The following is a 23691-nucleotide window of genomic DNA, read 5'->3' on the forward strand; positions in this document are numbered from 1 at the left end:
ATAAAGGACTCCAGCGAATACTGGTAATCCACCCCTTCCTATTTGCCGGTCAGTGCGTTCGTGCACGAACTTACATGTGAACCTATATAAAACTTCAGTTTCATAGCTTATACTTATAAGTAAAAACAATCTCCCAAAGGAGTTTATACATGGAACTGAGACAACTACAATATGTACTGCAAATCGCAGCCGAAAAAAACTTCTCCCGTGCAGCGGACAAGCTGCACATTGCCCAACCATCACTCAGTCAGCAGCTTTCCAAGCTGGAAAAAGAGCTCGGTGTAATGCTGTTCCAGCGAAATACCAGCTCTGTTGAACTGACCTATGCTGGATCTAAATTCGTAGAGCAAGCCCAAATCATTATTGATGGCGTAGAACTGCTGCGACAAGAAATGTCTGATATTTCTGAATTGCGTACCGGACGCGTCGTTGTAGGCAGTATGCCGATCACTGGTGCACATTTACTACCGCATGTACTTCCGGTTTTTAAACAAAATTACCCGGAAGTAGAAATCACTCTGCTCGAAGACTCCTCCATGAACCTAGAGAAGCTCACTGCGAGTGGTCAGACTGATTTAAGCCTGCTCTCATTGCCGCTCGAAATTCCGGCTCTTGCTTACGAAGAACTGGGTGAGGAAAGGATCGATCTTGCAGTCCCACCCGAACACCCGCTAGCTAAACGTAGCTTAGATGGAACTAAGACCTCTTTGGAAGAACTAAAGGACGAGCCATTTATCGTACTTAAAGAAGGCCAAGGCTTCCGTAAAATGACTATGGATCTGTGCCGAAACGCTGGCTTCGAACCAAAAATTGTTTTTGAGAGCAATAACATGGAAACAGTTCAGTCACTGGTCGCCACTGGAATGGGTGTAACTCTTGTGCCTCATTTTATTGCCCGTGCACCGCGGAGTGAATTCGTCCCTGTCTACTTACCGCTCACTGATCCTGCCCCTAGCCGAACACTTGTCGTAGCCTATCGACGTGGACGTTATTTATCTAAAGCCGCTAAAGCTTTTGTAGAAACATTTAAATCTACGGTATCTGAATTAACCGAAGAATAGACCCTTGGAAGGCTGCTCAGATCATCTGACACCGAGCCGCACTTTCATTAACTGGCCGCTTTTTCGTTTAGATCTTGATTCTGCGCCTGCTCAGGATTGTTGTCTTTAGTCAATTTAATCCACCTCTTGGTAACAGATTATAAGTATCCCACCCCCTTACTTAGAGGTTAAACTGAATAATCAAAGCTTTCTAATGAGAGAAATAGTCCCTTCGTTTTTCCTTTGCAAAGCAACCATCTCCATGGTATTCTATTGAAAATAAGTGAAACGTGCAGACGGGACCAGTAAGAATGAGTCTAACCGCGCCTAGAGAGTAAATTCCGACAGGCTGAAAGAATTTACCGCGGTTTTCGTTCCGAATCCTACCCCCGAGCGGCCTGTGCTAAGCAGGACGGATCCTCCCGTTACGAGAATGAAGTCGGATGATCCCTCATCAATGAAGGTGGTACCGCGGAAGTTTACAAGCTTTCGTCCTTTGCTAAGTCTAAGGATGGGGGCTTTTTGTCGTTTTCAGCATCTATAAAAATACTGAGGAAGTGAACAGATATGACGACACGAATCGTAGTCAAAATAGGCAGCAGCTCACTGACTGGAACAGAAGGCGGATTGAATCGCGAAGCCGTGTCCTTCTTCGCTTCAGAGATTGCCGAATTGAAGAGAAACGGCTGCGAGGTGTTATTAGTAACCTCCGGTGCTGTAGCCGCAGGCTTTCGCAGTATCGGTTATCCTACACGTCCGAAGCTGCTGCATGAGAAGCAAGCAGCTGCTGCTGTAGGCCAAGTACTGCTCATGCAGGCATATCAGGAAGCTTTTGCCGAGCATGGAATAACCACAGCACAGATCCTACTAACCCGTACCGACTTTTGTAGTCGCAGAGCTATGAACAACGCGATGATGACGGTAGAAGAGCTGCTTCGCCTAGGAGCGGTACCCGTATTTAACGAGAATGACACCGTCTCCGTTGATGAGTTAAAATTCGGTGATAACGATACTTTGTCCGCGTTGGTAGCTAACCTGCTGAAAGCCACCAGATTGCTAGTCTTAACTGACATGGATGGCTTATATAGTGGAGATCCTCGGAAACATCCCGACGCTGTTCGCTATCAGTTCGTTGATGATATTACGCCGGAGATTTATGCTATTGCTGGTGGAGCTGGCTCTAGTGTGGGGACAGGTGGCATGCGTTCAAAAATCGATGCTGCCAAGATCGCTACACGAGGCGGTGTGCCCGTCTTTGTTGGGAGAGCTACCGAACCAGGGGATTTACAACTCGCAGCGACAGGCTCGGGCCGAGGTACTTATTTTGCAACCAAGTTATCTTCTTTACCTGTTAAAAAGCAATGGCTTGGCTTTATGTCCACCCCACTCGGCTCCCTGTACGTTGACGAAGGCGCCGTTGAAGCGCTGCTTCATGGCGGTCATAGTCTGCTGCCTGTCGGCGTCAAGCAGATCGAAGGTAACTTTCACGCTGGGGATGTTGTAGAAGTCCTTGGACCAGACTCCAAATTGCTGGGACGCGGGATTGTGAATTACGATGACACTCAGCTGCGCAGTATTCAAGGTTTACCCAGCCGTCAGATTGTACCGAAGCTGGGAGAAGTACACCGGCTGGAGGTCATTCACCGTGACGAATGGATTACATTGAGGTAAAAATTTTGCCCATACAAATTTAAGGAGGAATCGTCATGAGTGAAGTTGTCAATAAAGCAAAATTAGCCAAGGAAACCACCGGAGTATTAGCGAGTCTAACTACCGGCCAAAAAAATGAAGCACTCTTAGTTATGGCTGATGCGCTGCGCCGTGAAGCTCCAGCTATCATTGCTGCCAACCGGGAAGATCTGGAACGCGGACGCTTAAGTGGTACTCCCGAGTCCATGCTTGATCGACTAGCGTTAGATGTAGACCGAATTAACAGTATCGCAGAAGGACTTCAACAAATCGCTGTATTACCTGATCCAATTGGTGACACGCTAGAAACTATTGAACGTCCAAATGGTCTCAGCATCCAGAAACTCCGTGTTCCACTCGGTGTCATCGGCATCATCTATGAAGCACGTCCAAACGTAACTGTTGATGCCGCTGGTCTGTGTCTAAAGACTGGTAACGCTGTTGTGTTGCGTGGTGGCTCCTCCGCCCTGTCCTCCAACCGACAAATTGTCGAGGTTCTTCACAACGCTCTAGCAAATACTTCAATGCCGAAAAATGCGCTACAGTTGATCGAAGATCCCAACCGTTCCTCCGTTGATGAAATGCTTAAGCTCAACGGACTACTTGATGTGATTATCCCTCGCGGAGGAAGTTCTCTGATTCAAAATGTTGTGCTTAACGCAACCGTGCCCGTCATTGAAACGGGTGCAGGCATCTGCCATACTTATCTCGACGCAAGCGCTTTGCCAGAAATGGCTCAGAACATTAGTCTGAATGCCAAAGCACAGCGCCCTTCAGTTTGCAATTCCATGGAGACGCTACTCGTTCATAAGGATTACGCAAACGAGTATCTGCTTTCTTTGGCCGAAGCTTTCCGGGATGTTAACGTTGAATTACGTGGCTGCCAGGAAACATTATCCTTTGTCCCATGGGCATTACCTGCAACATTAGAGGACTATGCTACTGAATATAATGATTATATCTTGAATATCAAAATCGTCAGCGATTTAGACGAAGCTATGCAGCATATCGCCCAGTATGGCACGAAGCACTCAGAATGTATCGTAACTGAAGATCCGGATAACGCTTCACGCTTCTTACAGGAGGTTGATGCTGCAGCTGTTTACCACAATGCTTCAACCCGCTTCACAGACGGCTTTGAATTTGGATTTGGTGCAGAGATCGGCATTAGTACACAGAAACTCCATGCCCGTGGACCGATGGGTCTGCCTGCTCTTACTTCAACCAAATATAAGATTTATGGAACAGGTCAAATTCGGGGTTAGTGTCCATGCATCCGTTTTTAATTACACCACTTTTAGGAGGATTTTGAGCCATGTGTCAGCAACCTTCCATTCCACTTATGAATCATAATATTGTATTTTATGGCGCAGGCTCTATGGCAGAAGCCATCGTTCGCGGGATGATTAGCCGTAGTATCGTAAAATCCGATAATGTTATTATGCTTAACCGTAGCAGTAGTGAACGTCTGGCAGAACTAAGAAGTCGTTACGGTGTAATCGGTACAAATGATCCTGAACAAAAAACAGATTACCTACGGAACTCACCAGTAATCGTGTTGGCTATGAAACCAAAAGACGCTGCAGAAGCACTTCGGGGACTCAGCCCACTTCTCTCACCTGATCAGATCATAGTCTCTGTAATTGCTGGGCTGTCCATTCGAACGATGCAAGGTCTGCTTGGCAAAGAGCAACCCATCGTCCGTACTATGCCGAATACTTCTAGTTCCATAGGTCTTGGTGCCACTGGCATAGCCTTTTCCAAAGAAGTAGATGAGAAAGGACGACGCCTAGCACTCAACATCTTTGAAGCTGTCGGACTAACAACAGTCATTGATGAAGAACGCATGGAGACCTTAACGGGTATCTCCGGCAGTGGGCCTGCCTATATTTATTATATGATGGAGGCAATGATCGCTGCCGGTATACGGGGCGGACTGCCGCTTGATCAAAGCACGGAGTTAACCGTTCAAACGGTTCTTGGCGCTGCTAGAATGGTACAACAGACGGGCGAGGATCCAGCTGCACTTCGTAAAAAGGTCACATCCCCGAATGGCTCTACACAAGCAGCGATAGAAGTACTCGAGCAGGGAGAATTTTTCGAAACTGTCATCGCGGCAGTAAATCGCTGTGCCGAACGTTCCCGTGAAATGGGTGCTGCGCTTGAGAAAGAGCTGCATTCGTAAAATAAAAAGATCGCTTCCCATACCACATTGGTCAGGAAGCGATCTTTTTTTTCAATTTAAGGCCATGATTAGCCCGTTACAACATTTCCATAAGTATCTCGAACAATCACTTTAACATTAGCCGGAGCCCCAACAGTCACGTCCAGCGTGTTCCTAGAATTATCGAATAGCAGATCTCTAGGAGATTCCCCTAAAATGATGTATAGCGTATTCCCAACATGCTTAGTTTGAAGCAGCTGTTGCTCTTGTGCTTCTTGTAGCTTTCCTTTATTTGAAGAATAACTCCCGAATACATTCAGCTCGTTTCCACCCGTTTGATCTACTTTAATCCCATAAGGCTCTGCAGCTTGGATAATGATGGTACTAACGCCCTCTGGAACGGCTCCCTTCCAATCTGGCAATGCGTAACTTTCTTGCACAGCTGAAACGGTACGGCGAAATTCCTGTGTTAATCCTAAAGAACTAAATGCTGCAAAAACCAAACAACATACAGCTATAAATCCAACAAACAGAACGCTTAGCACGTCATAATACATTTTTCCTTTTCCACGAAACCATAAAGTGTATATTACAATTTCTAAGCCTAATAATATAAAAATGATCGGCCACCAAGCTAACGTCGTCTCGAACACCTCCGTGCCCCTCCACTGCGAGACCATAATTAGAGCTCCCAGAAATAAAAGGCTCAATCCCATCGACAACGTTCCCACACGCCAGCGTCTTGTTTTAACTTCAGCAACCGGACACTCACTTGAAAAAATAACTCCTTGCTGTAATTCTGTCGGATTATTCAAGAATGACCACCTGTCCCTTTTCTCCCTTTATTGTTCTTGCTTCCCGCCATCAGCTTCAAACCACCGCCTATCAACAGCACAGATACGATAAAGGTCCTGAAATATTCATTAACTATATACTCTAAACGCCATCCAGGAAATCTGATATCAAGCGCAGGAACTGCGACATTAACTACAATGTAATACAGTCCTAGACACATCAGAGCAGCGCCAAGCCATCCTTGATGATTTAAAAATCCTTCTATGACTGGCTTATCCTGCAAGGGTTCACGTCCATACCGGCTGACAAGCTGTAATCCATCGAACAAACTGTAAAACCAAATGACTGGGATCAAGAAGAAGAGTAACGTTAACCGCAGTAGGTCCATGACATAAATGCTTCCTAGGAATAGTAACATGAGCTGTAATCCTCTTTTTTGCAGCCCTAGATACATTTGTCCGGCACCCGGAAAAGCAGAAAGCAATGTTGCCAAAACTTTGCTACGGCGCCCTTCCTCACGACCAGCCTCCATCTCTTCGAATAAAGTGCGATCAACCAGCGCTTCACCAGCTTGCTTACGATGGATTAACTGAACCGCATCAAACATACAATATAACCAAATCACTGGTAATACGCCAAACAGGAGAAGGAAAACATCACTTGACGTAATCCCTGCCAGGAATAACATCACGGTCATAAAACCGAAGAAAGAAATGAGGAAAGACAATCCTCGCTGCATCAACCCCATATGAAAATGACCCAATCCTGGAATGAACGATAATAAAATTACATGTACACGCTCATTATCGTCTGTCTTAACGGGCATTGAAGAAAAATCAAAATTCGATCCATCTGGAGTCATTGCAGGAGCAGGCATCTGGAGCATTTTAACCACCAGATGCACCATCGAAACCGTCCCAATAAGTAGGAACCCTATCACACCCATTAATAGAATATCCTCGGCACCTTCAGCCACAGCTATTAAGAATGACATAAATAAGATGCCAAAGCTTAACAGAAGATAAACAATTCCCTGTGGGCGTTTTCCCATATAATAATGACCTGCTCCAGGAATCAAATTAAGAAAAAAAGCTTTTAATTTACTACGCTGCTGTTGCATATTTCATTTCTCCTCTCATCACTTTCTGCTGCCCATTAGCTGATCCAACCATCCGCTAGTTGCCTGTATGACTTGCTCGCTAAATGATGGGGAATTATCTTTTTTAGGGATCATAAGCTCCATTTGACCTGTGTGCAGCTTATCAAACATACCAGATGTCATTATCAACAGCGTAAGTGACGCGGCAACCGCATAATGAAAGATTGTCTTTTCATACCAGCGATATCGCCGTACCCCTTCTTCAACCGTCACTTGTTCCAATGCTGCTGACGATTCCGTCATACTAGCCCAATCTGCCATAACCCTCTCTGTAAAAATAGACGAATTCTCCAATGAAGGCAGATCCTCCTGTAGCTCATCCAACATTTCCATGTATGAAGTAAAACTTTCCGTATCTTCCAGCAGCAACTGTTCCCAATCTTCTCTGGTCGCCTCGTCCATGTGACCTTCAATATAAGCTTTTGCTTGTTCCCGTTGGATTAGATCGTCTCCACGCTTCATCATAGCCATTCGTCCTCCTTCCAATGATTTCGGATCCATTGTCTCGCCCTATACAATCTGGACTCTACCGTCTTCAGGGAAATTCCCTGCTCTGCAGCAATCTGATCATATTTTTTATGTTCCAGATAATAAGCCACCATAATTTCACGATGAGTTTCAGGCAGGCTATTGATTTCACCGAGCAGCCGATCCATCCGATCACGGCGTATAACACCTGACAACACATCCTCTTCGTTGGAAGCGGTCTGGCTCAGTACAAGCTCATAGTCAACAGGAAGTTCCCTAAGTCGATCACGTTTACGTTTCGCATCAATTGCCTTATTTAAGGCGATCCGTGTAATCCATGACTTTAAGCCTTGATAACGGTAGTCAGGGAGAGATTTGTACATTTGTAAAAAAGCTTCCTGAGCAGCATCTTCAGCCATTTTGACATCGCGTAATACAGAATAAGTAATTTTGTAAATTTGCTGACTATATGTATTTACAAATTGACGGAACGCATCCTCGTTACCTTGGCAAATCCGCTGGATTAATACCTCTTCTTCAATGACTCTCCCCTCCTTCCCACAGCAATAGACGCGCCAGATTACAACTACCCCTGCACTTTTTAATAAAAATATTAAAAAGAACCGCACTGACTTTAGCGATGGGCTAAAGCAGTGCGGTTCTCTCCTAAACTATCTATCTTCCGCCATTGCGGAATTTTTGTGTATAGTTCTTAACATCCTGAGCGTTCTTGACCCGGTTGCGGGCCCATTCCAGCAATATTCGATCAATATAGCGGAAATGAACCTTTCCTGCAAAAACAGATTCCTTCAGCGCTAACAGAATCAGCTCCTCGGGATACCGGTCTTGATCCACCCAACTAGATATCGTCTCACACTCCATTGGAGATAGCGGACGTCCGAATTCCTTTTCGAAAATACTGAACAGATTTCGGCTTTCCTCTTCAGCCCCAAGTTGAGAAGGAGATGAGGGGGGCTTTGCGCCGAATCCGCCCCCTGAAGCAGCCCGCGGTGCCGACGTTGCATAGCCACCTACGTGCTTATCTTGCTCATGCTCTTGTACAACTGTCGCTAGATAAGCACCAAGCTTTCCGTATAACCCTGAGAAATTGTAGCGTTCATAATGGATGTCTCTTAGCTCATCGTTGTCTCCATCGATGCTAATAAAACCTTCCTTCATAAGCTTCTGCAACTCTCCTGCTAGTACAGATATGCTACGGCCAGTTACAACCTGAAGCTCCTCAAGAGAAGGGAAGTCAATCCCTTCCACCTGCCTGAAAGAAAGCAGATGTATCAGCAGCATAGCTTCACTTCCGCTTAAATTCAGCTTCCGGTAATACTTCAGTAATGCGTAAGGTATGACGGCCATTCCGTTCTCCAGACCGAAGGAGACGCCTTCGCCCCAGGTACTCCATCCTTTGCCGTCCATGAACGTCCCCCTTCAAATATAAGAACTTATGGGTAGAGACGGTACAGTGTACGTGGGAATGGAATAGTCTCACGTACATGGTCAAGGCCACAGATCCAAGCTACAGTACGCTCAAGTCCAAGTCCAAAACCAGAGTGAGGTACAGATCCGTAAGTACGCAGATCCATGTACCATTTGTAAGAGTCCATCGAAAGATTATGCTCTTTGTAACGCTCTTCAAGGAGCGCAGGATCATCGATCCGCTGTGAACCACCAATAATCTCTCCGTAGCCTTCTGGAGCGATCATATCCGCACACAGTACGACTTCCGGACGGTTTGGATCTGGCTTCATATAGAACGCTTTGAAAGAAGCAGGATAATGAGTAATAAATACAGGTTTATCGTATGCTTCTGCGATTGCTGTTTCATGAGGTGCACCGAAATCATCACCCCAAGCAATATCTTCAAAGCCTTTATCGTTCAAGAACTTGATCGCATCGTCATAAGTAATGCGCGGGAATGGTGCTTTGATATTCTCCAGCTTGGAAATATCGCGACCTACCGCTTCCAACTCCGCACGGCAATTCTTCAATACAGATTGCACTACGAAGCTAATAAATTCTTCCTGAACCTTCAAGCTTTCTTCGTGATCTGTAAAGGCCATTTCTGGCTCGATCATCCAGAACTCAATTAAGTGGCGACGAGTCTTAGATTTCTCTGCACGGAAAGTTGGTCCAAAGGAATATACACGGCCTAGTGCCATTGCCGCAGCTTCCATATACAACTGTCCGCTTTGTGTTAGATAGGCGTCCTCATCGAAATACTTCGTGTGGAACAAGTTAGTAGTTCCTTCTGCTGACGTTGGCGTCAGAATCGGAGGATCCACCTTTGTAAATCCACTCTCGTTGAAGAACTGTTGGATTGCACGAATAATTTCCGCACGAATTACTAGAACAGCCCGCTGCTTCGAGGCACGCAGCCAGAGGTGACGGTGATCCATCAAGAAATCTACGCCATGCTCTTTCGGAGTAATTGGATAATTCTCTGTAAGATGCAGGACTTCAATTCCTGTTACAGTCATTTCAAAACCAGATTGACTGCGAGGTTCCTCGCGGATAATTCCGGTCACATACAAAGAGCTTTCCTGTGTGAGGCTCTTAGCTGCATCCCATACCTCTTCAGGCACTTCTGATTTCACTACAACTCCCTGAATATAACCTGTACCATCGCGAAGCTGCAGGAACTGAATTTTACCACTGGAGCGCTTGTTGTTTACCCAACAACCGATAACAACACTCTCTCCAACATGTTCATTCACGTTCTTAATTACACTCTTGTTAGCCATGCCTTCAATCTCTCCTCTAATTTAGCCGTTAATTCCTTGCACAATACGGTGTGTATCACGTGCAATGACAAGTTCTTCGTTTGTCGGAACTACTAGCACTTGTACCTTGGAATCTTCCGTAGAGATACGACGTGGATCGCCGGAACGAACTTTGTTAGCTTCAGCATCCAACTCAATACCCAGGAACGTAAGGTTATTTAGCAGTTTCTCACGAAGCAATGAAGCATTTTCACCAACACCGGCAGTAAATACGATCGCATCTACACCGTTCATGGCAGCCGTATATGAACCGATATACTTGCGCAAGCGGTACTCATACATTTCAAAAGCTAGTGTGGAATTAGGCTCACCTTTTTCCATACCATCAATAATATCGCGCATGTCACTGCTTACGCCCGAAATTGCTAAGAGGCCACTATGTTTATTCAACATGGAGTTAACTTCGCCTACGGACAATTCTTCCTTGTTCATCACGTAAGGGACAATTGCTGGGTCAAGATCACCACTGCGAGTACCCATCATCAAACCTTCCAGAGGGGTCATACCCATGGAAGTATCCACGGACACTCCACCTTGAACTGCAGTTACACTACCGCCGTTACCGATATGACATGTAATGATCTTCAGATCTTCCAGCGGACGCTCCAAGTACTCCGCAGCAGCCTTGCTTACGAAGTCGTGTGATGTACCGTGTGCGCCATAACGACGAACTTTATATTTATTGTACAATACTCTAGGAATAGCGTACATATAAGCTTTTTCAGGCATGGTTTGGTGGAATGCAGTATCGAATACAACAACCTGCGGTACACCTGGCATATTTACTTCAGAAGCCGTAATCCCCATCATTGCTGCTGGGTTATGCAGTGGTGCAAGGTCAAACAATTGACGAATTTTCGTTTTTGCGTCAGCATCCACAAGTGCCGAGGATTTGAAGAACTCTCCACCATGCACTACGCGGTGACCTACAGCATCAATTTCTTTAATAGATTCAATTACACCATGCTCTTTGTCTGTAAGACAAGCAAGGACTTTGCGGATCGCAGTATTATGTTCCAGAATTTCGCTTACTTCTGTCACTTCCGCTTTGCCAGTAGGTTTATGATTCAGAATGGAGGAATCCATCCCGATACGTTCAACCAAACCCTTAGCCAAAACCGATTCATCGGTCATGTTATACAGCTGATATTTCAAAGAAGAACTACCTGAGTTAATAACTAAAATATTCATACACGGTCACCATCCTTGTCGTACTTGAAGAAGCCTTCTCCTGATTTCATACCCAGTTGTCCTGCACGTACCATCTTCTTAAGAATTGTAGAAGGACGGTATTTCAGTTCTCCGTATTCACGGAACATATTTTCGAGTGCCGCAAGTACCGAATCCAGGCCAAATCTGTCAGCCATTTCAAGCGGTCCATATTGGAATTGATAACCAATACGCATAGCATCGTCAATATCCTGTGCGGAGGCAACGCCTTCTTGTAGCACATGCATAGCTTCATTGATAAACAAGCAAATGAGGCGTGATGTTACAAATCCTGGGGATTCATAAATCATTACACCTTTTTTCTCAACAATCTCATCAACAAAGGATTTTGTATCTTCAAAAGTAGCATCTGAAGTTTTCAGACCACGTACGATTTCTACAAGATCCACTTTAGCTACAGGATATATGAAATGCATTCCGATCACGCGTTCCGGATACATCGTAGAACTTGCAAGTTCAGTCAAGCTAAGTGTTGATGTATTGCTGGCAAGAATAATGTGGTTCGGGCATACTTGATCCAATTGATTCAAAATCTTTTTCTTTTCTTCTAAATCCTCAACAATGGTTTCGATAACCATGTCACAAGAGCTGAGCTCCGCGAAATGTGTCACTTTTTGAATGCGGCTAAGAATCAGCTTCTTCTCAGCTTGAGTGATCGCCCATTTCTCCAGTTGCTTATCTAGACTTGTCTCGATCATTTCGTAAGAGTAGTCCAGTTTCTCCGCGGTTTTCTCCACTAGTAATACATCCAGGCCTTTGGCTGCTAACATTTCAGCAATACCTTGTCCCATTGTGCCACCGCCGATGACACCTATTTTTTTGAAATTCATAAAAAAGTCTCCATCCTTTCAGGTATCTATACTTTTGTATTGTACCTTGTCTGTCGCAAAAATTTATAAAGCCCGACATATAATGATATCTTAGCATGCCTGAAAAGTAAAAAAAAATAACCAGCATAAATATTTATGCTGGTAAAAGGACGCTGTCACGAAATTGACATCGAAATTGCTCTCCAGAGAGTACTTCTTCCTTCATTAAAATGTCAAGAGAGTAATCAAATACATTTCGTTGCTTTTCAAGGTGCTCACGAGTGCGCGTCATCAGCTCATCCAATATCTTACTATTTTCCTTCATAAGCTCTTCAGTGGTAACCATTTCCAGCTTAGCAATACCCAGCGAAGTTAAACCTGACTTCATCATCGTTTCCACAATATTCAGCGCCTGATCGAAATCACCGCGTGAACCTGTGCTTCGTCCACCATAATACATTTCTTCAGCAGCTGCTCCACCAAGTGCAATCATAATCTGATCTTCGAGATAATCTTTGGTGTACAAATACTGCTCTTGCTGAGGATTATGTCGCACATAACCAAGGGCTTGCCCACGCGGAGTCAGCGTAACCTGACTAACGCTTCCGGGACGAAGGAGCTCTGCCATGATGGCATGTCCCAATTCATGAATGGCGACTCTCTTTTTCTCTTCGTGATTTGTTTCTCTATCCGTTTTTTCACCCATCATTACCTTGTCAATCGCCATCGACAGATGCCGCTGCTCAACTTTCGTCAAGTCCTCACGCATCATATAAATCGCAGCCTCATTCATGACACTTTCAAGCTGAGCACCGGAAAAGCCATAGGCTTCTTCAGCAATTTTGTCGAGACTCACATCTGGATGAAGAGGTTTATTCTTCGCATGCAATTCCAGAATCGATTTGCGGCCCTTTTTGTCAGGCATGTCCACTTGAATATGACGGTCGAAGCGTCCAGGACGTAGCAATGCCGAATCAAGCATTTCTTTCCGGTTTGTTGCAGCTACCAGTAGAATACGCGGTGTTTCGTTATTATAAATACCATCCATCTCAGTCAACAGCTGATTTAAGGTCTGATCATATTCACGCTGCTGTCCGCCTTCACGTTTACCGCCAATTACGTCAATTTCATCAATAAAAATAATGGCACTCTGTTTATTTTCCTTAACAGCACGGTTACGAGCATCCTTGAACAAATCGCGGATCCGGCCGGCCCCGACACCTACATACATTTCTACAAATTCACTGCCTGATGCAGCCACGAATACAGAGTTTGTATAATGCGCAGCTGCTCTGGCCATAAGGGTCTTACCTGTTCCTGGAGGGCCAGTGAGTAGAATCCCTTTCAAAGGGCGAATCCCAAATTTACTGATCTCCTCATGCCGGATCAAAAAATCAAGTGCCTCACGAAGCTCTTGCTTCGCATTATCTTGCCCACCTATTTCTTCAAAAGTGAGCTTTGAAGGTCCTTCCTTCTTGCGTTTCTTTCCAGCACCAGCGTTCACTGTAAGCCCACCACGCAAATGAGCAATTATAAGTAGTGCAGTGAGCATCCCAGCTGCTATAACAATCGGGAATATATTAATACCTAAAAAAGCCATGAAAATAAACAGTACAGGAATAAATCCGAGTAAAATTTCTTTAAGGTACTTAGGCATTATTCCATACCCCCAAGGTCGCAGGTTTTCGCGGCAAAATAATAAATTTGCTTTCTTTTCCATTACTCAAGCTTACGTACACATTGTTGTCGTCGATATCAGTAGATGCTATCACATCTTTAAATTCCGTATTTTGCTGTTTCAATCTATCAAGTTCTGTAGGTATAATCGTATATTTACGGCTCTCCATGGCTTCAGCTACAGAGAACATCGCTTTATCCCAGTAATCATCCAATAGTTCACTTGAATTTTGCTCCACATCGAGTTTAAGTTTACGTCCTTCAATCACTGATTTTCCTTCTTTGGATACATACGATACTAGATCACGTAAATTCGTGCCCGGCTGCAAATCAAGTTTCAAAGTGACCTCATCGCGGTTAATACTAATATGTGAAGTATTTACTCCCTCAAATCCGGTTACAATCTTTTGGAGCGGTTCCTGTAAAGCAAACTGACGATATAAAAAGAATCCTCCGAATAATAGCATAGCCGACAGTAGAGACGTTATCAGTACAGGTACAAGACGTAATTTCAAGAAACGTCCTCCTCTCAAAGATGAAAAAATGTAAACAGAATGATCCAAAGTCATAGCTGCTAAGAGCTCACCAGAGCCTGACGTTCTACTAACACTGTTCTAATTACAAACAGTAGTATATCACAGGTGTATATACTATATTGAAAAAAAGTGTGAAGATATTTAAAATTTTATTTTTTAATTCTTTCCATTTTATTTAATTTATTGATTTAATTCGACAAAAAAAGGGCTGTTACTCTTAAAATAACAGACCTTTTTTCGTATGAATCTTTAAATCCCAATATATAAATCCACTCTTATAGTATATCACAGTTCGTGTACTAATAGTATATCAAATAATATGTCATTTTAAAAAACAAGCGAACCATAAATGGTCCGCTTGTTTCTCTTATAATGCCTTTGTTTAATTTAGCGGCTAGGTAAACTGTAACCTTCACCCATTTGAGCCCCATCCGAGAACCGATAAAATTGATAATAATATCGACCGCTTTGTTTATAAAAAAGCTGCCAAGCATACTCCCCGTTATATACTCCTGGCAACAACCGCTCAATGCTGATGTCCGGAAGATCGGCTTTTATAAGGCTACGCATTTTCGCTTCAGAGGTCCCTTTACTTAGTTCTTCAGCATATACTGCGTCGGTTCCTTCAGCAAACTTCCCGTCTACAGTAAAACGTACCCAAACCATCAACTCGGTCCCGGCTTCATTCTTCCCTGTTAAGACCCAGTACACCGCATTTTCATCCCACACGGATTTCTGCGCTTTGGTTACCTCTGTCAGACCAGCACTGGTTTTAGCGACATCCTTAGCGATATCTCGCTCGTTCCATTGATCTTTCATAATATAAGCATAGAACTGGATAAGTCCAAACAGAAGGAGCAGAATCAGAACTGACCCCAGGAGGATCCATTTTTTCCTTTTCTTCAAGGTACAGCTCCCTTTCTAGTAATATATCTTTTTTGATTATATAACACACCTGTGTGTTTATCCAAAGTTTCATATCCAATTCAATGATCTAATTATCAGAAACACAAAAGGCTGTAACTTTGCAATCGCAGAAAGTCACAGCCTTTCAGTTATTCGTTATGATCTTAGACTACCGTTTAAGCAGTCCATCAAATGATTCTTGCGCCTTACGACGGATTGCTTCCTCATCTAGCGTTACACATTCTCCATGTTTTACAACCTGTTTACCATTCACCCATACATGCTCAACATCCTTGGCACTGGCAGAGTATACAGCATGAGACAACAGATCTGTGTGTGGTAGCAAATGCGGCTGGTCTATATCAATCGCGATAAAGTCCGCTTTCATGCCAACAGCGAGTCTACCCACATCATTTAAAAAGATAGACTTTGCGCCATACTCTGTAGCTATACGCAGCGCTTCCGGAGCTGGAACAGCCGTCGGATCACCACTTACACCTTTATGGATGAGGGCTGCAAGACGCATCTCTTCAAACATATCCAGGTTATTATTGCTTGCCGCACCATCTGTACCCAGTGATACCTTCACACCAGCCTTTAGAAGATCCGTAACCCGAGCCACTCCACTAGCCAGTTTCAGATTACTTCCTGGGTTATGAGACACGCCTACATCATGACGAGCCAGTATCTCGATCTCTTCATCATTCAAATGAACGCCATGTGCAACAATAGACGGACGTGTGAACATTCCAAGCTTCTCTAAATGCGCTACAGGCCGAAGTCCGTAATCCACCACATTCTGCTCCACTTCGCGTTTGGTCTCGGACATATGGGTATGCATCGGTAAATCCAAATCATGTGCCGCTTGAACAAACTTAACAAAGAAGTCCGGTGGGCAAGTATATGGGGCGTGTGGCGAGATCATCGTCGTAATTCTACCATCAGCCTTACCATGCCAATTTCGTGCAAAAGAAATCGCTTCCGCAAGCTTGTGATTTTGTACTTCCTCTGGGCATAATCCGATTACGCCTCTCATCAGTACAGAACGAATGCCTGATAATTCGACTACCTCTGCTACTCGATCCATATGATCATACATATCCAAGAAGGTTGTAGTACCACCTTTTAGCATTTCCAGTACCGACAAGGAGGTTCCCCAGTATACATCTTCTCCAGTGAATTTCGCTTCCATCGGCCACATCTTCTCTTGAAGCCACACCTGAAGTGCTAAATCATCTCCATAACCACGAAGCAATGACATTGCCGCATGGCCATGTGTGTTTACCAGACCTGGCATAAACAGCAGACGACTGCCATCAACAACTTGTACATCATCTTCCATTAAAGGCTCTTCTTTTCCTATGTAAGTGATCAAATCATCTTCAATAGTCATATATCCATTCAGAACCGGCTCATCCGTTCCCGGAATAAGAAAACGCCCGCCCTTAATAATCGTTTTACTGCTCTTCATTTCCGGTTTCTTCCTTTCCGTCTTTCAAATAATAAGCAAGGCTTTGCAAATCCGTTGTAAAATCGGCAGCATGAACCCGGATATTCGATGGTGTTTTTAGAATCACTGGTGCAAAATTCAAAATCGCCTCAATGCCAGACTCAATGAGAATATCTGCTACATTCTGCGCTTCTGAATCAGGCACAGTAATGATCCCAATTCGAATACCTTGCTCACGAACCGTCTGACCAAGCTCCTCCATCGGTTGAACGGTAAGAGAGTTAATTTTCCGCCCTACCTTAGGTGCATAGGAGTCAAATATAGCGGTAATCTTCATAGTATCTTTCAGATAAGCATTGTAATTAGATAATGCATGTCCAAGGTTACCGGCACCTACTAAAGCCACATTCAATTGTTGATCCAGCTTCAGAATATGACGGATTTTTTCAATAAGATAAGTTACGTCATACCCGATACCTTTTCTACCAAAGTCTCCAAAATAAGCTAAATCTTTACGAATTTGAGCAGGATTCAAATCAAGTTTTTGTCCTAGTTCTTGTGAGGAAACGGTTAATATTTCACGTTTCTGGAGATCATTCAGGAAACGCAAGTACACAGGAAGTCTGCGAACAACGGCTTCTGATATTTTATCCGATTTCATAATTTACCTCCTAATTTAAGTGATATTCTGTTCAAATCCTATCGAAATTTCTGCACCTCGTCTCAATGAAGAGCGGTATTCTTATACCGCCCTTCATTGTAGAGTGATTAATTAGAGGGAAGACGCCCTTTTCAAGAAACGCCTCCGTCCTCCAACCACTCCGCTATTCGAGGAACCATTTGATCCGTAAGCATATGCTCCATTTTCGGGCCAGGCAACGAATACAGGAAATACTTCCCATAGTGAGATTCGATCACCCTTGTGTCATACACAATAACAATACCCCGATCTTGCGCTGTCCGCACCAGTCTTCCAAATCCTTGCTTAAAGCGGATAACTGCCTGAGGAACAGACAACTTCATGAACGGATTCTTCTTCTGGGCTTGTAATAACTCAGACTTCGCTTCCGCTAGGGGGTGATTCGGCGGTTGAAATGGAAGCCTCACGATAGCCAAGCATGTTAATGCTTCACCCGGAATATCTACACCCTCCCAAAAGCTGCTTGTTCCTAACAGCACAGAGGCTGCACTGTCCTGAAAACGGCGGATCAGCTTACTACGGCTGCCCCCCTCCACGCCTTGACCTAGCACCGTGATCTCTTGTGAGGCTAGAGCCTCTTTCAGAGGATCATAAACCTGGCGTAGCATCTTGTAAGAAGTAAACAGGACAAGCATCCGCCCACGTGTTGTAATAGCTGCTTCTGCTAGTGACTGTACGAGTGTATCGACAAATCGGGCATCGCCTACACTCCCCTTCACACTTGGGAAATCCCGCGGAATAACTAACAGCGCCTGCTCCCGATACTTAAAGGGAGAAGGCAGGAGTGATGTCATCAGACGCCCCTCTTCCGCAGCTTCATTAAGTCCGAGATTATCAATCATAAACTGGAAAGATTTATCCACAGAGAGTGTCGCCGAAGTTAGTACGATACTTTTCTTCTTGTCGAAAAACAGCTCCTTAAGCTGATTACTAACATCAACAGGAACGGCATACAGCTGTAGCGATTTACTGCGATAATTTCCATTCGCCTCCAGCCAATATACTACATTCTCATCATTTAATCCCATAAAAAACCGTACTTGCTCACGTATAGAAGCTAAATCCTTAAATAAGCCGCTAATATCGGTAACTAGGCTATCTGAGGAAGATTGACCTTCTTGATCTCGCATCTCATTAAGCATTTTATCACCTTTACGGATAATTTCGCTTAATGTCAGATTCATAGTATTCTCTAAAGCAACCAATTCATCCCAATCTTTCGGTTTACGGGTAGGAAGTAGCCGCATGACTAACTGGCCGGCTTCTCCCGCCGCTGCATCGCTGCGTTCCGGCAAGAGGCTGAATAGTTTATCACTAAGCAGATCCCAGGTTTCTTTTACGGTAAGAAGGTCCGGATAGATTCTATCGATCACTCCGCTCCATTCAGAAGCTTCCTCACTGCCTGATGACTGAAGCATTTGGCGAAGTGTAGGAAGTTGGCCATTTCGACTATCCTTATAAAGACGCGATAGTGTATGTGCCACCGTGAAATGCTTCATATGCATGCCTAAATGCTTGCCAGCCACGTCCTCCAGATGATGGGCCTCATCTATTACAAGATGTTCATAAGCCGGAAGTAGTTGATGCCCAGCCTTAACATCTGCGAAAAGCTTAGAGTGGTTCGTAATGACCACGTCTGCAATACCAGCTTCATGCTTAGCCCGATGATAATAACACTTACGGAACCAAGGACACGAGCGACCCAGACAAGAATCGGTATCGCTTGCCACCGTCTCCCAAAAATCTCCGCCACGTCCACTTAGATTGAGCTCTTCGTCATCTCCTGATTCACTTTGTGTCAGCCAAACGATCATCTGAGCCGCAGTAAGCGCATCTTCCCTCGGACTTATAAAGTCTTTTTTATTAATTTTATGTTCGAACTTACGAAGACACAAATAATGCCCTCTGCCCTTAAAAATTGCAGCTTTAAATGGAAAAGGAACTACCTGCGTTAACAAAGGAATATCACGCTCACGCAATTGATCCTGCAGATTAATAGTATGAGTGCTGACCATGACTTTTTCATTAGTGCGTACGCTTTGGTATATGGCAGGCAATAAATAACCAAGGGATTTACCGGTTCCTGTCCCTGCTTCGATCAATAGATGCTTATCTTCGGCAAGTGCCGTCATCACCTCATTGATCATAATATCCTGAGCTTCTCGGCTTTCATACTGTGGCAAAGTTTCCTTAAGTCGTTTCGTTACTTCATCCATATAATCTGTAAAAGATAAATTGTGTAGTGGATTCTCAGCATGCTCGTCTCGAGGTGGAGCTAATTCGTTCCAGTCTCCTACAGCAAGCGCTAATTGACGATAGAAAGTCAGATCACCTTCGGGCTGAAGCGTCTCCGCTTCCCGTTCACGCAGCAGACCATCAAAATACCAACCCAGATCACTATCCTCTTCCGTAAACAGCTCACAGAGTCTCTGAATCGTCAGCAGAGGCAAATCGTAGAGCTCCTCCAGACATTTCAGCAATACAAGAGCAGTTGCGAGTGCATCACTGTCTGCCTGATGCGGACGATCGTGCGTCACTCCAAAATGTGCACTAACTGATCCTAGTTGATAGGATGTGAGGGAAGGAAAGCAGATTTTCAGAAAATCAATCGTATCTAAAATCCGCCCTTGAAATGGTAAATACCCACATCGGTCTAAAGCATTTTGCAAAAAATGGAAGTCAAATGCGACATTATGCCCTACAAGCACAACATCATCCAAGAGTGGGACAAGCTCCATCATCATCTCATCCAGCTCAGGTGCATCCTTTACATCATCATCGGTAATCCCCGTTAGACCAGTTATAAAAGGAGGTATCGGCGTTCCGGGCTTGACGTAGGAACCATATACCCGGGAGATGGACCGGTCTTCTTCTATAATTGCAAGGCCAACCTGGATAATTTCACCCACGGATTGGGTTCCCGTTGTTTCAAAATCAAGCACGGCAAATTTCATTATAATTCTATTCCCTTTCAATTGAGACTCTTAATCAGCATAACAGAAGTTGCGAAAAAAGGCGATGCACACCACTGGTTCAGGGGATGCATCGCTAGAATGAAAATGCGGAATAATAAACCGTAAACGTAATAATTTACAATAATGAAACAAGCTGATTTCCGAAATGAAGCTTACCTCCTCGGCGGCGGCAAACCTCCAAATTAACGGTTGGTTCAGGAAGTGCCGGGTCAAGTTGCAAAGAAAGGCCAAACAGCTCCTGCGCTTCATTGAACCGTTCTTGAGAGGCCCTGATGCAACCTAAAGCGTTATAAACCATTGCCTTCAGCTTGGTTTCCCGTATCAAACCGAGCATATGGTTCAGATGGCTCCAAGCAGCTTCCCCCTCCCCTTCCTGCAGGTAAGAGATGGCTAAATATAATCGAGCAGCCAAGCTATCCGGATATTGCACAATAACTTCCTTAAACTGTTCAATACATTTTCCATACATCAGCAGCTTATAATACCCCTGACCTCTAACAAAAGTATCCATGCACAGCTCGGGTGCTTCCTGTTCTGGCACTTCCTCTTCAACCACAGTCGTAAAATCTACACTTTCACGAAAGTGACTTAGCTTCTCTGCAAAGGCCAGCCATTCATCCATCACTTTATCACTAAGTCGATGCAGCATATTATAATTGCATAAAAGCTCATTCCGGCGGGCACCCTCCGCTGTAGGGTAATCTGTAACGATCTCCTGAAGCACCTTGTTCATTTCAGCAAACAAATGTTGAAACATGGGCTATCCCCCCTTACTGAAGATGAAATCAGTTCAGCTTGCCTGACTTCATTTTCTGCGAGAACGGGGTCTTTCATCCCTGCCATTCATTACATGGCGTAAGTCCATAATTTAAGCGATTGTAGCATGCAATTCATGATCAGCCAGCTTCACTGGTCTGTTGTTCTCATCCACGAATACCACCGTTGGCTTATGCGACTCCAGTTCTTCCGAAGACAACATCGCATACGAAATAATAATTACTGTATCTCCCGGTTGAACAAGACGTGCAGCTGCACCATTTAGGCAGATCACACCACTGCCGCGAGGCCCTGGAATAACATAAGTTTCTAACCGTGAACCATTATTGTTGTCCACGATCTGCACTTTTTCATTCTCAAGAATATCTGCCGCTTCCATTAAGTTCTCATCAATGGTAATACTTCCCACATAATTCAAATTCGCTTCTGTCACCGTCGCACGGTGAATTTTGGATTTCATCATATGTCTAAACAAGAGCGGCAACCTCCTTTGGAATAAATACATTATTGTCAATTAATCGCGTTCTGCCAAACTTCACGGCAAGCGCTATAATAATTTCCCCATTTACATCCGTTAATAAAACTTCGTTCTCTAAGCCTTCCAGATTAGGGAAAGTCAGTATTTCCGCATAATCAATGACCGCCAAAGGAGAGCTGGAAATAACCGAGGTCAACAATTCCCGCACTTCAGCAACGGTTGTTACTTTTCCTTCTTCAATGGACTGACGTGCTTCACGCAAGGAACGAGATAACACCAGTGCTTGAGAACGTTCCTCTGGAGATAAGAATACGTTACGCGAGCTAAGTGCAAGTCCATCTCCTTCACGAACGATAGGGCAAGGTACAATTTCAACATTCATATTCAAATCAGATACCATTCTGCGGAGCACAGCTACTTGCTGAGCATCCTTTAGCCCGAAGAAAGCATAATCTGGCTGCACGATATTGAATAGTTTATTAACAACTGTTGTCACGCCATTAAAATGCCCTGGACGCGAAGCCCCACAAAGTCGAGTGGTAAGCTCTGATACCGAGACAGTAGTCCGGGTAGGCTGCGGATACATTTCTTCCACACTGGGGATAAATACAATATCGACACCTTCGCGTTCCGCAAGCTCCAAATCACGCTCTTCATCGCGCGGATAGGAATCATAATCCTCATTCGGTCCGAACTGCAGCGGGTTCACAAATATGCTCATAACGACCGTGTTGCTCATTTCTCCCGCCCGCCGAAGCAGACTGGCATGTCCTTCATGTAGGTATCCCATGGTTGGAACAAACCCAATCGGGGTATGTCCACCTTGTCTCATATATTCCAAAGCTTCGCGAAGTTGCTTAATGCTTCTGACGACTCTCATCTTATTCCCCATCCTTTCCGGCACCGCCGTATAAAGATTCCAGAACGGTTTCATCTGCTTTAAAAACATGACCTTCATCTGGGTACGAGCGATCCTTCACTTCTTGCACATATTGGCTGATACCCTCACGAATCAGGCTACCCACATCTGCGTAGGTTTTGACAAAACGTTTCTCACGGTAGGGTGAGGCATAACGCAACAAATCATGGAAAACCAATACCTGTCCATCACAATAACGACCTGCACCAATCCCAATGGTCGGAATGCTCAGTGCCTCAGAAATTGCTTGTGCTACTTCTTCTGTCACCAGCTCCAGTACCACTGCAAAAGCACCTGCTGCTTCAAGGGCCTTAGCTTCATCCATCAGACGTTTTGCATCTTTGGCGTCCTTACCTTGAATGCGGTAGCCGCCAATCATATTTACCGATTGTGGTGTAAGTCCAATATGCCCCAGCACAGGAACTCCCGCAGCTACAACCGCAGTAACTGTCTCACAAATTTCGAGACCGCCTTCCATTTTGACGGCATGAGCCCGCCCTTCCTGCATCAGTCTGCGCACACCCCGCAAGGTTTCATCTATACTTCCGTGGTAGGTCATAAATGGCATATCTGCCACAATGAATGTTTTTTGTGCGCCCCGAGTTACCGAACGAGTGTGGTAGACCATATCGTCAATCGTAACCGGTAAAGTTGTATCATATCCAAGTACCACATTTCCCAGGGAGTCACCCACCAGAATAAGATCGATACCGGCTTCTTCAGCAAGTAGAGCCGATGGGTAATCATAAGCAGTCAGCATGCTTAACCGCTCACCATCTGCTTTCATTTTTTTCATTTTCACAATATTAAGTGCTTGTTTGTTTGCCATTTCTCTCTTCGTCCTCCTTTTTGAAATTACATCCCCGTAAAAATCGCAACAAAAAAACCTTTTAGCAACGATTTGCTAAAAAGGTCCGAAGGGCAAAAAAGAGTCACTCGCGATCGTCCCTTCTGTCTCGGTCCTTACGGCTCAGAGCAGAATCCAACGTAACCGTCTAACGCAGTTATGAAGGTGATTCCAATAATAAAACCATTATAAGTTCATCAGATCAAGAGTACAGTTCGCAAAACGATACCGCCTCTGCCCCATAGTATAACAAAAAGGACTCGGAAATACACGAAAAAAA

22 protein-coding genes are annotated in these 23691 nt (G+C 44.5%); 4 read left to right on the forward strand and 18 right to left on the reverse strand.

Translation table 11 applies throughout. The features are described from left to right. Positions 1 to 149 precede the first annotated feature (149 nt). The 4 genes from NSS87_RS21330 (at position 150) to proC (ending at position 4914) form a co-directional block, all read left to right on the forward strand. On the forward strand, positions 150 to 1061 hold the full coding sequence (locus NSS87_RS21330) for a LysR family transcriptional regulator (RefSeq protein ID WP_076284590.1): 912 nt from the start codon (positions 150 to 152) through the stop codon (positions 1059 to 1061). Between the two features lie 546 nt (positions 1062 to 1607). After that, positions 1608 to 2711 (forward strand): glutamate 5-kinase, encoded by a 1104-nt coding sequence (gene proB, locus NSS87_RS21335; RefSeq protein ID WP_042190091.1) that lies wholly within the window; start codon positions 1608 to 1610, stop codon positions 2709 to 2711. Between the two features lie 35 nt (positions 2712 to 2746). After that, entirely contained in the window at positions 2747 to 3994 is a 1248-nt protein-coding gene (locus tag NSS87_RS21340) for a glutamate-5-semialdehyde dehydrogenase (protein WP_339242662.1), read from the forward strand. Between the two features lie 50 nt (positions 3995 to 4044). Next, positions 4045 to 4914: a pyrroline-5-carboxylate reductase gene (gene proC / locus NSS87_RS21345; protein WP_042190097.1), complete on the forward strand. Its 870-nt coding sequence runs from the start codon at positions 4045 to 4047 to the stop codon at positions 4912 to 4914. A 68-nt stretch (positions 4915 to 4982) separates the two neighbouring features. Here the strand turns inward: proC and NSS87_RS21350 are convergent, their stop codons facing one another. The 18 genes from NSS87_RS21350 to panB form a co-directional block, all read right to left on the reverse strand. Next, on the reverse strand, positions 4983 to 5708 hold the full coding sequence (locus NSS87_RS21350) for a hypothetical protein (protein ID WP_339242665.1): 726 nt from the start codon (positions 5706 to 5708) through the stop codon (positions 4983 to 4985). Then, positions 5705 to 6808 (reverse strand): hypothetical protein, encoded by a 1104-nt coding sequence (locus tag NSS87_RS21355; protein ID WP_339242666.1) that lies wholly within the window; start codon positions 6806 to 6808, stop codon positions 5705 to 5707. Before NSS87_RS21355 ends, NSS87_RS21350 begins: the two co-directional genes overlap by 4 nt. Before the next feature lie 18 nt (positions 6809 to 6826). Next, positions 6827 to 7312, reverse strand: coding sequence for a hypothetical protein (locus tag NSS87_RS21360; protein WP_339242668.1), 486 nt, complete (start codon positions 7310 to 7312; stop codon positions 6827 to 6829). Further along, the gene (locus tag NSS87_RS21365) at positions 7309 to 7944 is read right to left on the reverse strand and encodes an RNA polymerase sigma factor (RefSeq protein ID WP_231573318.1); all 636 of its coding nucleotides are present in this window, start codon (positions 7942 to 7944) and stop codon (positions 7309 to 7311) included. The genes NSS87_RS21360 and NSS87_RS21365 overlap by 4 nt, the downstream gene beginning before the upstream one ends. A gap of 46 nt (positions 7945 to 7990) precedes the next feature. Then, positions 7991 to 8743, reverse strand: a complete 753-nt coding sequence (locus NSS87_RS21370; RefSeq protein ID WP_339242672.1) for a DnaD domain-containing protein — start codon at positions 8741 to 8743, stop codon at positions 7991 to 7993. Positions 8744 to 8769: 26 nt separating this feature from the next. After that, the gene (asnS, locus tag NSS87_RS21375) at positions 8770 to 10068 is read right to left on the reverse strand and encodes an asparagine--tRNA ligase (protein ID WP_036676308.1); all 1299 of its coding nucleotides are present in this window, start codon (positions 10066 to 10068) and stop codon (positions 8770 to 8772) included. Positions 10069 to 10089: 21 nt separating this feature from the next. Next, entirely contained in the window at positions 10090 to 11298 is a 1209-nt protein-coding gene (locus NSS87_RS21380) for an acetate kinase (RefSeq protein ID WP_042190106.1), read from the reverse strand. Next, positions 11295 to 12167: a 3-hydroxyacyl-CoA dehydrogenase NAD-binding domain-containing protein gene (locus NSS87_RS21385; protein ID WP_042129488.1), complete on the reverse strand. Its 873-nt coding sequence runs from the start codon at positions 12165 to 12167 to the stop codon at positions 11295 to 11297. Before NSS87_RS21385 ends, NSS87_RS21380 begins: the two co-directional genes overlap by 4 nt. Positions 12168 to 12300: 133 nt before the next feature. Further along, the gene (locus tag NSS87_RS21390; RefSeq protein ID WP_042190108.1) at positions 12301 to 13803 is read right to left on the reverse strand and encodes an AAA family ATPase; all 1503 of its coding nucleotides are present in this window, start codon (positions 13801 to 13803) and stop codon (positions 12301 to 12303) included. Continuing rightward, positions 13796 to 14338, reverse strand: a complete 543-nt coding sequence (locus NSS87_RS21395) for a hypothetical protein (RefSeq protein WP_042190109.1) — start codon at positions 14336 to 14338, stop codon at positions 13796 to 13798. The genes NSS87_RS21390 and NSS87_RS21395 overlap by 8 nt, the downstream gene beginning before the upstream one ends. A 408-nt stretch (positions 14339 to 14746) precedes the next feature. Then, positions 14747 to 15265, reverse strand: coding sequence for a DUF5590 domain-containing protein (locus tag NSS87_RS21400; RefSeq protein WP_339242675.1), 519 nt, complete (start codon positions 15263 to 15265; stop codon positions 14747 to 14749). Between the two features lie 169 nt (positions 15266 to 15434). After that, positions 15435 to 16736, reverse strand: a complete 1302-nt coding sequence (locus NSS87_RS21405) for an amidohydrolase (RefSeq protein WP_042190113.1) — start codon at positions 16734 to 16736, stop codon at positions 15435 to 15437. Next, positions 16723 to 17376: a redox-sensing transcriptional repressor Rex gene (locus NSS87_RS21410; RefSeq protein WP_076299589.1), complete on the reverse strand. Its 654-nt coding sequence runs from the start codon at positions 17374 to 17376 to the stop codon at positions 16723 to 16725. Before NSS87_RS21410 ends, NSS87_RS21405 begins: the two co-directional genes overlap by 14 nt. Before the next feature lie 131 nt (positions 17377 to 17507). Then, positions 17508 to 20369, reverse strand: a complete 2862-nt coding sequence (gene dinG, locus NSS87_RS21415) for an ATP-dependent DNA helicase DinG (RefSeq protein ID WP_339242677.1) — start codon at positions 20367 to 20369, stop codon at positions 17508 to 17510. A 136-nt stretch (positions 20370 to 20505) separates the two neighbouring features. Beyond that, a complete protein-coding gene (locus NSS87_RS21420) occupies positions 20506 to 21147 on the reverse strand; it encodes a hypothetical protein (RefSeq protein WP_042190119.1) in 642 nt (213 codons plus the stop codon). 111 nt (positions 21148 to 21258) lie between these two features. Further along, complete coding sequence (gene panD / locus NSS87_RS21425) at positions 21259 to 21642, reverse strand: aspartate 1-decarboxylase (RefSeq protein ID WP_042129504.1); 384 nt, start codon at positions 21640 to 21642, stop codon at positions 21259 to 21261. Continuing rightward, positions 21635 to 22525, reverse strand: coding sequence for a pantoate--beta-alanine ligase (gene panC, locus NSS87_RS21430; protein WP_339242680.1), 891 nt, complete (start codon positions 22523 to 22525; stop codon positions 21635 to 21637). The genes panD and panC overlap by 8 nt, the downstream gene beginning before the upstream one ends. A gap of 1 nt (position 22526) precedes the next feature. Then, positions 22527 to 23393: a 3-methyl-2-oxobutanoate hydroxymethyltransferase gene (panB, locus tag NSS87_RS21435; RefSeq protein WP_042190123.1), complete on the reverse strand. Its 867-nt coding sequence runs from the start codon at positions 23391 to 23393 to the stop codon at positions 22527 to 22529. Positions 23394 to 23691: the final 298 nt, after the last annotated feature.

The organism is Paenibacillus sp. FSL F4-0243 (assembly GCF_037963295.1).
In the GTDB taxonomy this organism is placed as follows: domain Bacteria; phylum Bacillota; class Bacilli; order Paenibacillales; family Paenibacillaceae; genus Paenibacillus_AQ.